Source organism: uncultured Methanobrevibacter sp., from assembly GCF_947170395.1.
Taxonomy (GTDB): Archaea; Methanobacteriota; Methanobacteria; order Methanobacteriales; family Methanobacteriaceae; genus Methanocatella.
In genome coordinates, this window is the sequence record NZ_CAMVTE010000028.1 from 16,097 (window position 1) to 32,192 (window position 16,096).

Genomic DNA, 16,096 nt, shown 5'->3' on the forward strand with positions numbered 1-16,096 from the left:
ATCTCCAAATTACTCTTCATCAATTTTTTCAAAATTCATACACTTCTTAACATCCAGCAGCTGATGTTCATTGAGCTTACAGACAATCTTGTACTTGTCTCTGACTATCAGATATTTGCAGTCATCACAAATCACTGTATCACCTCAAGGTTTCATTGCAAGGTCCATTATGCTAAACGGATCGCCTTCCTTTTTCTCAGCAGGAGCACCCAATCCGAATGCTGATTTGGCAAATTCCTTATTCATTCTTTTTGAAACTTCACCGAAGATTATTTTATAGGCATCACATTGTGGGTCAACCGCCTGAGGAGTCTTATGTGCCACAATTGCATTGTACGGACATCCTCCTTCACAATACTTTACAAACTTGCATTTTTTGCAGTTTTCATCCACATAATCCCTAAATTCCTGAAGTTTTGCCCATGCCTCAGATTCCTTTAAATCATCAAAGCTTGGATTGTTGGCCACATTGCCCAAAACATATTCAGGCATTCCGACAAATCTGTAACATGGATAAATCGAACCGTCAGCACCTACTGCAAGAGTTGTTCCGATACAATCAGCAAATGTACAGAGAGTTCCCCTTCTTCTTAAAGCGGATTTGCAGATATGGTCCAAGTCCATGATTGTGAACTTGTCCAAATCATAGAGATACTTGTCCAACCAGTCAACCAGCAATTTTCCATGCTCTTCCTGGTCAAGTGCCCAAGGGTCTGCATTATCTCCCCTTAATGAAGGAAGGGCAGCATGTATTTTCAGACTCATCTGCTCATTTTTAAAGAAATCGTATAATTCATCTGAGAAGTCCTTTGAATAATCGGTTACAGTCAGAACAAAATTGATTATTAATCCCTTGGATTTTGCAAGCTCATATTTTGACATTGTCTTGTCATAGTAACCGTCTCCCCTTTGATAATCGTTTATCTCTTTTGGCCCGTCAATACTTGTACTTACAACAACATTGTATTTAACAAACAAATCAATTAGCTCATCGCTCAAAAGCCATATATTGCTTTGAAGAGAAAATCCGTCAAGGTTTTCCAGTTTCGAGAGCTTTTCGAGTGCAGTCTTATAGAAATCATAACCTGCAAGAAGAGGTTCCCCACCATGGAAAGTGAAGTGAACCGTATCATCTCTAAAATCATCCAGCCAAGCTATAATCTGGTCTATAATTTCAATATCCATCATTTCCTTTGTATTTTCTGAACCCCAACAGTATTTGCAGTTTGATGGACAATTAAGTGTTGGTATAATCATTACATGGAATGTCATTTTAACCATAAACTTTGTTTAATTCATTTAACAGTTGTTTTTTCTCATCAGGATCCATGTCTTCGTTTACAAAGAATACATAACCACATTCTTCACATTTTACTGCATTCATTTCTGCATGAGCTCTGTGATTATCCAGTAACCTTCTAAGAGCGATTTTATCTTTTGAACCACATTCTGGACATGGTGCTAAAAGTTCTTCAAGCTTCATAATTTTCACCTAATATTATATTTCAATTTTTTAAAATATAAATTTATTTTTAACAGAAAAGTATAAATAAGATGTTTCTGCGAAAGCAATTTTACGAAGTGGCTTCAACAAGCTTTAAATAAGATTTAAACACATATACAATACTAAATTCATATTCGAAGTGATAAAAATGCCATATGATTACTATGACCAATTTTTAAAACAGAGAAATAATAGAATTTTTACGGAAGTTACAAATATTGTAAGGCAAAAATTCTGGAGAGAAAGTTTTGATGTGGTTGAATCCCAGGAGTGGGAGGAAATTACTGATAAAATAAGAAAATAATTTTAAATTAATAAAAAAGATAATATAAAGTCATCTGGGTTTTTCAAACACATTATCTGGACTATTATTTTTATAAGTACAATTAATAACACTCAGCCCTATAGCAGTTAATGGATTTTCACCATAATTAAGAATTGCACCACCATTATTCGCCCTATTATCTTCAAAAAGACAGTTATTCACTTTCATATCAGCTATATAGTTAAATAAAGCACCACCACCCCATAATCCGTATGCCATATTATTTAATAATTCACAATTATGAATTTTCAGCTTGCCTGAATTATATATTGCACCACCTTCTGATTCAGCAACATTTCCAGAAAATACAGAATATTCAACTTCCAATTCACCACTATTCCTAATTGCACCGCCATCACTAGATTTATTATTAGATAACTTGCTTTTAGTAATTTGTAATTTATCCATATTATCTATACCCCCTGCATCATTATCCAATAGACTAGATTCTAAAATATGCATATCAGATTTATTCAACAACAGTACTTTCGCCACATTATCATGGAATGAAGAATTATCAATTCGTATTTTCCCAACATTTTCAATTAAATCATAACTACATTTATTGTTAAAAAAATTAGATTCTGAAATATCTGATTTACCACTACATTCAACAGCTATCCCTTCATTTTCATATAAATTACATTCAGTTACTTCCAATAGCTGATTATTATATATCAAATTACCCATATTTTTAGAAAATGAACATTTATCCACATGTACTTCACTATTAAAATTATATAAAACTCCAGATTTATTACTGTCAAAATTACAATTGCCAATTTTTAAAACAACATCATTACTAGTGAATATTACCCCGCCTTTATATTCAGATTGATTAGAAATAAATTCACAATTTTCAATTTTAACATTTTTATCTGAAGTGACCCTTAAAACACCGCCGTTTGAATTTATCGAATCAAAATAATCTTTATATGAATACCCATTTTTGAATATGATATTTTTTAAAGTAATATTATTTCCAGTTATGATAAAAATGCGCGATTTATTATTTCCATCAATAACTTTGCCATTTCCATCAATAACTAAATCATCAACATCCAATTCAATACCACCTTCATAAAACTCAGATTCATAATTTTCTAAACGGATATCTTCTTTTAAAACTATTTCTTTAATATTCTCTTCATGAATTTTTTTATCTAAATAAGAGAAATCAAATTTATCTTCACTAGGAACCAAATCAGTCTCAATCAAACCACTGCCTATAATATCCTCTTCAAAATTTTGAGAAGATTTTTTAATCTGAATATATCCTTCATTAAAAATAGTTTTTTCAGAATCATGAATTTTTAAATTTTGTAAAACTAAATCAGATTTATTATAGATATTAAAAATAGCTTTATTATTTAAGATATTACTTTCAAAAGTAGTCTTACTAACATTGCAAGACTTTCCATCATTACAAATTACAGAAGCACTAATAACATTTTTTATAAATTGACAATTAGAAATTACCAAATCAGATTCATCCTTATTCGAAATAATATTGCCCGAATTATTTTCTTTTATAATAGTGTCATATATCTGCAATAAATTTTCATTAAAAATAAGATAATCTTTAGAATTATTATTTGTTAATTCACCACCAATTATTCTAAAAAATCCCCTATTAACTATTACAGATTCTGCTTCATTTTTTGTAATATTATCACTGATTGAGCAGTTATTGATTTGAACTTCATTTTCATTATATATTACTCCACCATATACAAAATATTCTCCATCAGAAACGGCTGCATTATTCATAAAAGAACAATTACTAACATTTAAATTATCAACATTAGCTATTGCACTACCATGGTCTGCTATATTCCCAAATAATGAATTATTAATAATTTTTAATTGACCATTATTATATATAGCGCCACCCATATACTTTGCAGAATTTTCTCTTAAAGAGCAATCAACTATTACTAACTTATTATGATTAGTTATAGCACCCCCTTGAGATTCAACATTGTTTCTTTCAAATAAACTAGAGGATACGTTTAATTCACCCTCATTATATATAGCGCCACCATTTGAAGCATTATTATCATGGAATGAACATTCATTTATCTGTAATTCCCCATTTTCCAAAATAGAAATTGCACCACCTCTTGAAGCTCTATTTTCTACAAATGAACATTTGATTAAATTAGTATTACCATTACAAATTAAAAAACCACCAATTTCTGATTCATTACATTTTAATGTTGAATCTTTGATTTGTAGTTGTCCACAATTATATATTGCGCCCCCTTTAGACTCATCACGCCTAGAATATGCCTTAATCCAATGCTTTGCTTCATTATGATTAAAATTACAGTTAAAAATTTGTAATTTACCTTTGTTATAAAATAATCCACCTTCAAAGGCAACATTATTGGATAAATCTGAATTAGAAAATTTCACATAACCTCCATTAATGTATATTCCTCCACCATAACTATATGCAGAATTATTTTTCAAAATAGAATTGTTACAATTTATCTCACCAAAATTATTATAGGCCAAAGCACCTTCATCTGCAATATTATCTATAAATGTAGAATCAACAATATTTAATTTAGAACCTTCTTCATTGTATATTGCACCCCCCTTTAAAGCATTATTATTAGTGAACAAACAACTGATTAGTTGAATATCCCCCTTATTGAATAATGCTCCACCCTTCTTTGAAGAGAAGCCATTTTTGAAATGAATATTCTTAAATACAATTTTTCCATTTTTAATGTTAAAAAAACGTGTTTTACCTTGAGAATCTATAGTATGACCATTTCCATCAATAACTAATTCATCAGTATCAATTTCTATTTCATCATCAAAAAAAGAGAAATGAATATCATCATCCAATATTATATTTTTAATACCCCTGGCAATTAAATCGTTTAAAGAACGAAATGTTTGATTGCTTTTAGAAAGCATTGTATAAATTTTAGAATCATAAAAACTATCATCAATATTTTCCAATAATGATTCCTCTGCAGATACTCGCCCATAATTTCTAATATTCAAACTATTAGGGTTTTTAAAAGTTAAGCCTTTAACTGATAAGTAATTCTTATTCTCTATATAATATTGATTAGGGCATGTGAAATAAGACTCCAAAATATCCATATTACCCTTATTAACAATAGCTTCACCACCATTACGAGCATAATTATCAGTAAATGAACAATTTTTAATTTGTATTTCCCCATCATCATGATTGCATATTGCTCCACCATCCTTAGGTGCGAAACCATTTTTAAATTGTATATTTTTTAATGTAATTTTTTTACCAAATACTTCAAAAATACGTGTTTCCCCAAGAGCATCTATAAAATGATTATTTCCATCAATAATCAGATTATCTACATCTAATCTGATCCCATTTGCGTATTGTTCTTTTTCTTTACTTAAAAAACCAACATTTAAACTAATATCAGCATCCATAACAATATTATTTTGCCCGCTATGAATCAAATCATCCAAATATTTAAAAGATTTAGTATTTTTTGAAGAGATATCTTTTTTTGATGAATTCTTTTTAAATTTATCAAATAATCCCATATTTACATCCCCTTAAGAATTCACCATATTATAAAATCTCACATTACCCAATGTATCTCCAATAACTAATTTATCACCACGAACATTAACGGCTGTTGAATAGATATCAAGGAAATAAGTGTAGGTGCATTCACATTCATCAATATCCCAGAATTTCAACGTATTATCTTCACTAACTGTTAAAATTTTAGAATTGCTGATAATATTGATGTTTGTAATGGCTTTTTCATGAGCTTTAAATACATTTAAGTTAGTCCCATCCAGACCAAATATTCCAATAGACCCATCATCATATCCTGCAATCAATTTATTGTCATCAGTGATTTTAATTTTGGTTACAGCTGATTCAACAGGTTTTTCAAAACTGGATTCATCAGGATATTCAACAATACTTCCATCTTCAAATCCGACAAACACACTGTCTGATTCAAATTTATTAACCAAAGTTGTTGCAGTTTCAGATAAAGAAATTTCATTATTACCTATTGTTAATTTGTTCTGCTCTATGAAAATTATATCAGAACTGTTTTGAGCAATATCTACCACAGTGCTATCGGTTTTTTTATAATCTTCAGCCTCACCATCACCTACTTTCCATGTGGCTATTTTATTGATTATCCTACCATCTTTTTCATGCCTTACACCTGCTGAGACAACTTCTGAGGTGGAATAATTGTACGAAATACAGTTATTTCTAAAGTCATTTGCAAAATCATCACTCAATAGTTTTTCATCGGCAAAGTTCCAGGTATAAATTTCCCCATTCTCACAGGCAGTAATCATATTGTCATTATGGAGTTTAATTGAAAGAACTGTTTCACCGTGTTTATCATCATCACTTTCTTCCACTTTCTTATTTAAATCTATTATACTCACATCATTGTTTTTGTTTCCTACAATAACCCACCTATTTTCACCATCAGTGAAATAATCAATGGCTGTTGGTGACCTGATACCGGTCTGCATGTCAATTACAGGTTTTCCAAAAGTAGGATCTCTTGGTTGCGGAATGTCCCAAACCCTTAATACACCCATTTCAGATAATGTGATAATCTGATTTTCGTCTTCCAGTGTTTTAGCTTGTCTGAATTTATCATTGAAACCACATACAAATGTTTCATCAATACTTTCTCCTCCTCCAGAGTTTTTAAGAGTATTCCAGAATTTCATTAGTCCATTTTCTGAAATCAATGTTAAAAATCTTTTGTTTAAACCCATGAATTTAATATCACTGCTGGAATCCATTTTTGTATCTACGCTTCCTTCAATCCTTTCATCATCATTAGGGTTGTTTTGATGGTGTCGGTTATATGCTTTCCTCATTTCATATACATCCCAACCGTCAACTCCTTTTTCATCACAAACAAGGATTGCTTCGTTTCTTCTTGGAACCAATATCTGATTGTAATTTTTAGCTTCAATATCTTCCCTTCTTAACTCATCAGTTTCAAGATTTATGGAATACACACCCCTATGTGAAGATGCGTAAATCTTTTGATAAGTCTTTGACAGGTAGATATCAGTTATTTGAGTTTCTATTTTTGAATATTCTTTAGTAACCATCTTGTTGTTAATATCCCATTCCTTAATGTTACCATCCTCATTAGCAACAAGAATTGTATTATCATCTACTAAAATGAATTTGATTATTTTTGAAGAAGTTTCACTTAGAATTTCCAATTCATTATCTTCAATATCGAAAATATTCAACGTTCCATCCTCATTTCCAATGATGATTGTATTTTCATCAACCATGGATATGGCAGTTGCTGCTCTTTTACCATCAGGTTTGATTCTTTTGATAATTGCACTTTTAGGCGAATATAAAGCATTTGTTTTTGATTTTAACCATTTATCTGAAGTATTTGAACCAATTTCATTGAGCAACCTTTCAATTGTTTCATCCTCAATTCCTTTCATTCTCCCCCATAACTGTGTAGATAACTGGTTTTTATGATTATCTAAAACAGGAGCCGACAGCTCCAATGCTCTTCCAATCAAAACAATAGGATGGTCATCAGACTGCATGAACTTATGCTCCTGATTAAACTGATAATCAGCAATCAAATTATAGACATTGGACATCTCGTATTTGTTTTTGATAAATGCAAATGATGACAATACATCAGATAACATATCATATTTTTCAGCCTCATTTAAATGGTACGGAAGTTCATTCAAATGTCTTAATTTTTCATCATAATCAGCCTTCTCAGCGAATGACAAATCATTATTTGGATCAGACTTTTCCATGAAATAATCTGCCAAAAGCCCATTTACATGTAATTTATCATCACCGTACTTTTCTTCAGCAGCTAATTTGAAACTTTCATAGAAAAAGTCGTGACGTCCCTCTTTTCTTGCTAAAAATGGTCTTACCTGTCTTAAGTTTATCCTAATGGAATTTGTAATATCATTTATTTTAGTTTCATCACCACTAGCACCATTTTCTTTAGAAATAATTTCAACAAGTTCCTTTTCAGACAATCCATATCTTGAATAAGCTAAAAGAGAGAATAATATTTTTACCACATTATCTGCTTCATTATATTGTTCATCATCTTCAAGTCTGTGCAAAACTTGCTTAAATGCTTCTTTTGGGGAATCTCCAAAACTTTTTATTTTATCGGATAACTGTTCAAAAGAACCGAATACTCTTAGCTCTGCAAGTAAAATCTTTAGATATAATGGATTTTCAGAACCTTTAAAACTGCAAACAGTTTTAACATCATCATCCCCCAATTCCTTTAAGTAGTTTTCAAGATATTTGTTTATTAGCTCTTTTTTATCATCATCACTTTCAAACGGCCTTAGCTCGAAGCAGTAATCCTGATTATCTGAAATGGAGGATTTGTTTTTAATTATCTTGAGTTGATTGTTGTATTTTTCATTATCGGGGTCCTCTTTAACAGAAACTATGATTTTTAGATTGCTGGATTCAGGCGCTGATAGCCATTTCAACATGTTTAAACCATCAGGCATCTGGTTAACAGCATCAATAATTATGACAGAATCATTTTTGGATGCAATTTCATCCAAGATATACGGAATATTTCTTTTCAAAGCATCCATATTTTCAGGATAATATTCATAATCTTTTGGAATTCCCGCTTCCTCAACTATACTTTGCCATAAAGACAATACTCTTGAACTGTCATCAGATGCTCCGCAGAACCTTTTATAAATATGCTTTTTATTTTCTTTTTTATCATTGAATTTATTTGTATATTCCCTTTCCAAATAAGTGGCAAAATTAGCAAGGAGCATTGTTTTACCATAACCCGCTTTAGATGAAACCAGACAGATTCTGTTTTCACTATCATCAGCAATATATTTTTTTAATCTGTTTACATCAGTTTCACGTTCGATGTAACCTTCACTGTTCATATAACAGAAATTATCCTGCTGGTTCAATTCCTTTTCAAGAGGTGTTTCTTCTATTACTCCGCCTTCCGGGAAATTCTCTTTAAAAGCTATTTTTAGTTGTTCTTTCAACTGTTCAATAATAACATCCTTAAGAGCATTTTCACCATCATCGCTTTTAACCTTAAAATTAGTTAATCTTCCCTGCCACTCATTTTCTGTGAATTTACCATTAGCTTCTCTTAATTCCGGAATTTTCAGATTTTTATTCCAACTGCCTTCATAATCAGTGATCTTAATATTAACTTTGGTTTCATCATCATCGTCTTTTACATCTTCTTTGGCTTTTCTAGATTTAATCTCCTCGATGATTTCTTTTGACTGTTGGGTTGCATAATCAATTTTATCAGGATCTACAAGTTCATCATTAGTATAAATCAGTCTTTGTGCATCAGTAATTTCATCAATGTATGAAGGGTCTCTTAGGAAAAATAGGGAATGTCTTGTAGGAGGACACTCCTTTTTTCTCAAAAAGTTATATAATGGAGTAAGCAATGCATATTCAATTTCCATTTCGGTAGCGGAACGTCCATTGTATGTTTTTTCAATGCCTTTAAATGTGTTGATAGTTTCATCACTAATGTCTTCTGCAAAATCAGGAATCCAGCCCCTGCGCTGACCTAAAAAGCATAAGAAAAATGGGCGGCTTTTATCAATGTGGCTTAGACATTTTTCAATAGTATTTTTGTTTTTGGAGGTTTCTTCAGAAACTCCCCACCTTAAATCCACATCAGATAAACGTATTTTATGTTTTTCACACCATTCAGTCAATTCAGGAAATACTTCCTTAATAAGATAGTCCCTTTCTGAATGCATATCATTAAAACTGCTACTAATAAATACTGTTGCATATTTCCATTCCATAAAAACCCCAACTAATTAGTTATAGATTTATTTATAAAAATAATTCTTTAAATAGATTTTTAAAAAATGAAAAATATAAAAAGTTGAATTTCTAAAAAAAAAGAGAAGTTTAAAAAACTTCTGATTAAATTTTATCCAATGCCTGGTCGACATCAGCAAGGATATCTTCAATATCCTCAATACCTACTGAAAACCTAATCAAATCAGGAGTTACTCCAGTGGACAATTGCTGTTCTTCGGATAACTGGGAATGAGTGGTTGAAGCAGGATGGGTTACCAATGATTTAGCATCACCAATATTTGCCAAAAATGAAATAAGCTCAACATTTTCAATGAATTTTAATGCCCCGTCATAACCTGCCTTAAGACCGAATGATACGATTCCTCCATATCCTTTTTCAGCATACTTTTTGGCAACCTCATGGTTTGGAGAAGATTCAAGACCGGAGTAAGTCACCCAAGCAACTTTAGGATGAGCTTCAAGATGGCGTGCTACAGCCATTGCATTTGAAGCATGCCTTTCAATCCTTAACCCAAGAGTTTCCAATCCCTGAAGGAGTAAAAATGACCCAAATGGGGAAGGAACAGCACCGGTATCCCTTCCTACAACTGCTCTGATTCTTGTTGTGAAGGCTGACTGCTTAAATGTTTCGGCAAATATTAATCCGTTATAAGTTTCATCAGATTCGGAAAGTGTTGGGAATTTACCGTTCATCCAGTCAAAGTCACCCTTTTCAATGATAATTCCACCTAAAGTAGTTCCATGACCTCCGATATACTTGGTTGCAGAAGAAGCGATGATGTCTGCACCATGGTCAAACGGCCTTACAGAACCGATACCCACAGTATTATCGGCTATCAATGGGATTTGATGGGAATGTGCAATTTCAGAAATTTTATCAAAATCAGGAATATCCAATTTTGGATTTCCAATGGATTCAACATAAATTGCTTTTGTTTTATCGTTAATTGCAGCTTCAAATTCATCCGGTGACTGTGAGTCTACAAAAGTTACTGAACGACCCAATTCCTCGAGAGTATTTTCAAACAGCTCATATGTTCCGCCGTATAAGTTATCTGCTGATACGATATTGTCTCCGACCTGAGTCAGGTTTATGATTGCATAAAAAATAGCTGCCATTCCGGAAGCGGTTGCATATGCTGCAGTTCCACCTTCAATAGCTGCCATTCTTGTCTCGAATGCCTGAGTGGTCGGATTTGTTAATCTTGTATAAATGTTTCCCCCTTCTTTAAGAGCAAACCTGTTTGCAGCCTGCTCGGGAGTGTCAAACACATAGGATGTGGTTTGATAAATTGGTGTTACCCTTGAGCCGGTTTCATCGACCTCTTCCTGGCCTGCATGAACACCTATTGTTGATATGTTTTTTTTGTTTTTGATTTCATACGCCATAATAATCAGTAATAGTTATGTAAAATTTAATATTTATATTTGAATTAGAAAAACTGCTTTTAAAACTATAATGGCAATTCCCTAAAAGCCAAACAAATCCTGAGCGTCCAACATCACATCCACAATATGAACATCAAATGGACACCTAGGCTCACAGTCCCCACATGCGATACACTCTGTTGCATTATATTTTAAATTATTATAATGCTCCTGTACGCTTGCCGGAACTTCATCATGATTTTTTGCAAGATCAAACAATTTATTCACCATTGCTATATCTATTCCTGAAGTGCATGGCTGGCAATGACCGCAATATGTGCATTGTCCTTTAAATGAATGTTTTGGTGCATTTTTTAAAGTTTCGGAATAATCCTTTTCACTGTCTCCAGCTTCACAATATTTCAAAGATTCTTCAAGCTCATCTACGGTTTTAACACCAACAAATATACTTGATACTCCCTTTTGCTCCAATGCATAGTGGATACACTGAACAGGTGTTAGAGCCACTCCGAATGGGGATGTTTCATCCGAAAGCAGATTCCCTCCTGCAAATCCTTTCATTACAGTCAGTGCAGTTCCGTTTTTCTCACACAATTCATAAATTTCAGCCCTTTGAGGATTCAGACCAAACATCGAATCATCATAAGCATCATCTTTTCTGTACTCTTCAATATCAGGCATTGAACCGAACATGTCAAATGCAGGATTGATTGAAAACATTAAAAGTTCTATTTCGGGATTTTGTGCCGCCAGAAGACCAATGTCGGGATTGTGGGTACTTAATCCGATATGCTCTATTGTACCTTCCTCTTTTAGTTTACGGACATATTCTATAAACGGACCGTTCATGATTTCATTATAATCCTCCAGCTGGTCAACATAATGAATCATACCAAAATCCAGGGTATCTATTTGAAATCTTTCCATAAAGTCCTCAAAAGCTGGAATTACCTTATCCATATCACGAGTTCTCACGTACTGTTCGTTTTGCCAGGTTGATCCGATATGACCCTGTATAACCCAGTTTTCACGATTGGGCTTAATGGCTCTTCCCAGATGTGAACGGACATCAGGTTCACTCATCCAGCAGTCAACGAAATTGATTCCGTTTTCCTCACAAGCCCTGATTAAGACTTCAGTATCTTCATATGGTCTTTGAACTAAAAATTCAGCTCCAAATGCGATTTCAGATACTTTAATGCCAGTGTTGCCTAACTCTCTATATCTCATTATCTTACCTCTATATATTATTAATTCAAAACCAATACTAATATTTAAGTAAAAATTCAAAAATAATACTTAATGGTGAAAAAATGAATATTGCAATTATCGGAGCAACCGGAAAATTTGGAAGGCTTTTTACAGCCAAACTGCTTACAAATCCAAATTACCAACTTACAGTAATTTCAAAATCTGCCAGAAACATCTATGAAGACAGCCATAGAGTCACATCAGTAAGCCTTGATGCAACTAACAAAAAAGACCTTGAAAAAGCTTTAGAAGGTCAGGATTTAGTATACTGTGCTGTTTCAGGTTCAGACCAGGCTGCAATCGCACGCAATCTAGTTGAAATCAATCCCCAAAGAGTAATCTACATGACTGTAGTTGGAATCTACAATGAGCTGGCTGAAGACAACGGCGGAGAATACAATGTGGATAACGAAAAGGAACAGATTCCAAACAGAAACGCTGCAGAAATTATTGAAAACAGTGATTTGGACTACACCATCTTCAGATGCGGTTATCTGATACATGGTGATGAAGATGAATATGTAATTACCAAAAAAGGTGAAACACCTAAAGGATACATTTCCACCATTGCATCTGTTGAAAAGATAGCTTTAGAGATTATAGAAGATAACGAAAAATATTCTCGCCAAAGCATTTCAATTACAAAAGATATGAGTTAAATGTATACAAAAGAATTCCTTTTAGATGAAATTAATGCCATAAGAGAAGAAATCGGCCATGAAAAAGTAAATATTTTCATAGAAGAAATTTACTTTGAAAATAATGAATTATGGATTATTACAGAAGACAGACCTGATAAATCAGCCATTATTGGAAAAGGCGGTTGGGTAGTAGGAAAACTCAAAGAAAAATTAGGTCTTGACAGTATTCACGTTGAATCCTACGGCGATTTTTTAAACAAAGAGTATAAATTAAAACTATCTCTGAAAACCATTTCAAATCTGGATTTGGATTTGACAGGATTGGATAATTTAAAAATAGCTATCGAAAATAAGTTGGACAACATCTACAGTTTCAGTTTTGAAAAATTTTTCAGCAAAAATGAATTTGAAGAATCTGAAAATGTTGAATGTGTTGTTGCACTTTCGGGAGGAGTTGACAGCAGCTTTTCACTGATTCTGGCTAAACAGTTAGGGTTCAATCCGATTGCAGTTACCGTCGATCCGGGAACAATCATTCTTCCAAACCAATTCAAGAAAAATATCAAACTTTTAACCGACTCATTGAATATCAAACATGAATATCTTGAAGCCGACTACTCAGACATCATCCGAGAATCATTTACAGGCAATGTTCATCCATGCGGAAGATGTTCCAAAAACACTTCCGAGCTGGTAAAGCAATATGCAAAATCAAAAGAAATACCTGTAATTGTCTTTGGTGATATGCTTGCCACCGGCAGTCAATGCATAAATTTACAGGAGGATTCATTATATCGTCTGAACCTTCCAGCAAGTTTAAGTGTTGGCAAGCAAGAAATAAAATCCTTAATCAGAAACTATGATTTGCAGACATTCAAAGGATTCGGCTGTCCGCTGCTTTATGAAGTTCACAGGAAATTCCCACATATGAAGAAATTTTCCATACAAAGAATATTAAGGGAAACCCGTTCGGGCGCACTTGAACCCGGCGAGGCACTTGACCTGATATGGAGTTTCTACAAAACCAAACAGTAACAAAAACTATAATAATCAGAAATCGAAATTAGATAATATGATGCAAAAAATTTGTCCCAGATGCGGTTCCAGGAATGTAAAATGGATTATCCCCCAAAACTGGTCACAGTGGGTTTGCTATGACTGCGATTATACCGGACCCATTATAGAAGGCAACCAGGATCTTGCCGAGGAGATTCATGAAAATTATGTAGAGTCTCAAAAACATGAAAAATAATTTATTTTAACTTTTTTATCAAAAGAAGTTAAAGGATTGAACTTGAGATATAAATAGGAGCTGAGCATTACTTATTGAATTCATTGAGGAACAATCATTTAATAAGTTTCCTACAATATATCTCTTGTCAATCTTGCTTCTATAATCGAAGATTATATCTGCAATAATATATTGTTTTTAAAAGTATATAAAGTTTAGGTATGCCTAAACATTAAAATATCAAATAACATTCCCCATTTTAGAAAAATTAATTTAAAAAAAAGTAAAAAATAAAAGGAATTAAATTCCTTTCAACTCAAATTCTTCATTTAAGAATTCTTTAATATTGTCACGAGCTATTTCAACCATTTCAGGAGCCGGACCACCCGGAACTGCTCTGATTCTAACGTTTTCAACCGGGTTTAAAGCTCTTTGAATTAAATCATCAGCCAGGTTCAGCTCATCAAAACCTAATTCAACAGCAATATCGTCAATGAATTTGGATGTGATATCCTCTTCAGCCATTTCATTAGCGGTTGCTTCGTTGACAATTCTTCCAACAATTTTGTGGGCTGTTCTGAACGGAATCTGTTTTTCACGAACCATGATGTCTGCAAGATCAGTTGCGGTTGCAAAGTTTTTGCCCGCAAGCTCAGCACATCTGTCAACCTTAAACTCAACAGACAACATCATTTTAGTCACGATTGACAATGTTTCCCTTGTTACTTTAACGGCATTCCATAAATGAGGAGTTATTTCCTGCAAATCCCTGTTATAAGTATATGGAATAGCTTTAAGAATAGTTAAAATGGTGATTAACTCACCTGTGGCAATACTTGTTTTACCTCTTGCAAGCTCAGCCACGTCAGGGTTTTTCTTTTGAGGCATAATAGAAGATGTTGATGAATATTCATCGGCCATTTCAATAACACCAAACTCATAGGTACTCCACAAAACCAACTCTTCACAGATTTTGGCAAGTGTTGAAGACAGCGCCACCAAATCAAAGACTGTTTCTGATATGAAATCACGTGCTGAAACCCCATCCATGGAGTTTTCCAGATATGCATCAAAACCAAGCAAATCAGTAGTTAACTGTCTGTTGATTGGAAAACTGGTGGTTGCCATTGCGGCTGAACCTAATGGGTTTAGATTTACACGTTTATAAGTGTCAGCCAAACGTTCATAGTCCCTTTTTAAAGCCTGCGCATGGGCCATTAAATGATGAGCGATAGTTATCGGTTGGGCGTGCTGCAAATGGGTAAATCCTATGAAAACATCTTCAAGATGATCTCCGGCCATTTCAACCAAACCTTCCATAAACTCCAAAATGCCAATCTGAATTTCTTCAATCATTTCCCTTAAAACCAATCTTACATCACATGCGACCTGGTCATTACGTGATTTTGCAGTGTGCATAAATCCCGCTTCAGGACCAATTTTAGAGGTTACATAGTTTTCTATTGCCATGTGAACATCTTCAATTGTTGCATCGAATACCAAAGCTTCGTAACCCTCTTCCTTAAGGTTGTCAAGTGCACATAAAATTTTATCAGCAATTTCAGCATCTATGATTCCCTCATGTTTCAACATGGAAGTGTGTGCAAAATTAGTTTTTATATCAGCTTCAAAAAGAAGCATGTCAGCTTCAAGAGATGAAGTATATTCGGCTGCTTCATCAGCCATTCCAGTCTTAAAACGACCATTTCTAATATTATCCAAAGAAATCCCTTCTTAAAAATAATTAATTATAAAAATAAATAAAAAAAAGAAATTAAGATTTTAAAAAAATCTTATTTTTTCATTTCAGTGTATCCGCATTTACCACAGGCAAATCTGTCACCATGGTCAGCCATGAATACACCTTCACCACAACGAGGACAAATTG

General features: G+C 33.2%; 13 protein-coding genes. 4 read left to right on the forward strand and 9 right to left on the reverse strand.

Annotation, left to right across the window (positions count from 1 at the left end; translation table 11 throughout):
• Positions 1-9: 9 nt before the first annotated feature.
• From Q0W04_RS08120 to Q0W04_RS08130, 3 genes are read right to left on the reverse strand one after another with little or no spacing between them, the layout of a single operon-like run.
• A complete protein-coding gene (locus Q0W04_RS08120) occupies positions 10-135 on the reverse strand; it encodes a hypothetical protein (protein ID WP_298501861.1) in 126 nt (41 codons plus the stop codon).
• A gap of 9 nt (positions 136-144) precedes the next feature.
• Positions 145-1,272 (reverse strand): TIGR04083 family peptide-modifying radical SAM enzyme, encoded by a 1,128-nt coding sequence (locus Q0W04_RS08125; RefSeq protein ID WP_298501863.1) that lies wholly within the window; start codon positions 1,270-1,272, stop codon positions 145-147.
• A gap of 1 nt (position 1,273) precedes the next feature.
• Complete coding sequence (locus Q0W04_RS08130; protein WP_298501866.1) at positions 1,274-1,483, reverse strand: TIGR04165 family Cys-rich peptide; 210 nt, start codon at positions 1,481-1,483, stop codon at positions 1,274-1,276.
• A gap of 169 nt (positions 1,484-1,652) precedes the next feature.
• Here Q0W04_RS08130 and Q0W04_RS08135 point away from each other — a divergent pair, with 169 nt between their 5' ends.
• Positions 1,653-1,808, forward strand: a complete 156-nt coding sequence (locus tag Q0W04_RS08135) for a hypothetical protein (protein ID WP_298501869.1) — start codon at positions 1,653-1,655, stop codon at positions 1,806-1,808.
• 30 nt (positions 1,809-1,838) lie between these two features.
• On the opposite strand, the gene Q0W04_RS08140 is transcribed toward Q0W04_RS08135, so the two are convergent.
• The 4 genes from Q0W04_RS08140 to Q0W04_RS08155 all read right to left on the reverse strand — a co-directional run bounded on the left by Q0W04_RS08140 (position 1,839) and on the right by Q0W04_RS08155 (position 12,315).
• On the reverse strand, positions 1,839-5,387 hold the full coding sequence (locus Q0W04_RS08140) for a right-handed parallel beta-helix repeat-containing protein (protein ID WP_298501872.1): 3,549 nt from the start codon (positions 5,385-5,387) through the stop codon (positions 1,839-1,841).
• Positions 5,388-5,399: 12 nt separating this feature from the next.
• Complete coding sequence (locus Q0W04_RS08145; RefSeq protein ID WP_298501875.1) at positions 5,400-9,674, reverse strand: DUF4062 domain-containing protein; 4,275 nt, start codon at positions 9,672-9,674, stop codon at positions 5,400-5,402.
• 124 nt (positions 9,675-9,798) lie between these two features.
• Positions 9,799-11,085, reverse strand: a complete 1,287-nt coding sequence (locus Q0W04_RS08150; RefSeq protein WP_298501878.1) for an O-acetylhomoserine aminocarboxypropyltransferase/cysteine synthase family protein — start codon at positions 11,083-11,085, stop codon at positions 9,799-9,801.
• Positions 11,086-11,166: 81 nt separating this feature from the next.
• Positions 11,167-12,315, reverse strand: coding sequence for an aldo/keto reductase (locus Q0W04_RS08155; RefSeq protein ID WP_298501880.1), 1,149 nt, complete (start codon positions 12,313-12,315; stop codon positions 11,167-11,169).
• A gap of 83 nt (positions 12,316-12,398) precedes the next feature.
• On the opposite strand from Q0W04_RS08155, the gene Q0W04_RS08160 reads away from it, so the two are divergent.
• Genes Q0W04_RS08160 through Q0W04_RS08170 form a run of 3 tightly spaced genes read left to right on the forward strand, consistent with a single transcriptional unit; the run spans position 12,399 to position 14,229 of the window.
• Positions 12,399-12,995: an NAD(P)H-binding protein gene (locus Q0W04_RS08160; protein WP_298501882.1), complete on the forward strand. Its 597-nt coding sequence runs from the start codon at positions 12,399-12,401 to the stop codon at positions 12,993-12,995.
• Positions 12,996-14,012: an ATPase gene (locus Q0W04_RS08165; protein ID WP_298501884.1), complete on the forward strand. Its 1,017-nt coding sequence runs from the start codon at positions 12,996-12,998 to the stop codon at positions 14,010-14,012.
• Between the two features lie 37 nt (positions 14,013-14,049).
• Complete coding sequence (locus Q0W04_RS08170; protein ID WP_366938643.1) at positions 14,050-14,229, forward strand: hypothetical protein; 180 nt, start codon at positions 14,050-14,052, stop codon at positions 14,227-14,229.
• Positions 14,230-14,508: 279 nt separating this feature from the next.
• Here the strand turns inward: Q0W04_RS08170 and argH are convergent, their stop codons facing one another.
• Together argH and Q0W04_RS08180 are read right to left on the reverse strand one after the other, a co-directional pair.
• Entirely contained in the window at positions 14,509-15,930 is a 1,422-nt protein-coding gene (gene argH / locus Q0W04_RS08175) for an argininosuccinate lyase (protein ID WP_298501888.1), read from the reverse strand.
• Positions 15,931-16,001: 71 nt separating this feature from the next.
• Positions 16,002-16,096, reverse strand: a 95-nt coding sequence (locus Q0W04_RS08180; protein ID WP_298501890.1) for a 30S ribosomal protein S27ae, incomplete at its 5' end; no start/stop codon positions are given.

Coding starts and splice junctions, on each gene's coding strand:
- Q0W04_RS08125 (WP_298501863.1), bottom strand. CDS start 1,272: ATGACATTCCATGTAATGATTATACCAACACTTAATTGTCCATCAAAC.
- Q0W04_RS08130 (WP_298501866.1), bottom strand. CDS start 1,483: ATGAAGCTTGAAGAACTTTTAGCACCATGTCCAGAATGTGGTTCAAAA.
- Q0W04_RS08135 (WP_298501869.1), top strand. CDS start 1,653: ATGCCATATGATTACTATGACCAATTTTTAAAACAGAGAAATAATAGA.
- Q0W04_RS08140 (WP_298501872.1), bottom strand. CDS start 5,387: ATGGGATTATTTGATAAATTTAAAAAGAATTCATCAAAAAAAGATATC.
- Q0W04_RS08145 (WP_298501875.1), bottom strand. CDS start 9,674: ATGGAATGGAAATATGCAACAGTATTTATTAGTAGCAGTTTTAATGAT.
- Q0W04_RS08150 (WP_298501878.1), bottom strand. CDS start 11,085: ATGGCGTATGAAATCAAAAACAAAAAAAACATATCAACAATAGGTGTT.
- Q0W04_RS08155 (WP_298501880.1), bottom strand. CDS start 12,315: ATGAGATATAGAGAGTTAGGCAACACTGGCATTAAAGTATCTGAAATC.
- Q0W04_RS08160 (WP_298501882.1), top strand. CDS start 12,399: ATGAATATTGCAATTATCGGAGCAACCGGAAAATTTGGAAGGCTTTTT.
- Q0W04_RS08165 (WP_298501884.1), top strand. CDS start 12,996: ATGTATACAAAAGAATTCCTTTTAGATGAAATTAATGCCATAAGAGAA.
- Q0W04_RS08170 (WP_366938643.1), top strand. CDS start 14,050: ATGATGCAAAAAATTTGTCCCAGATGCGGTTCCAGGAATGTAAAATGG.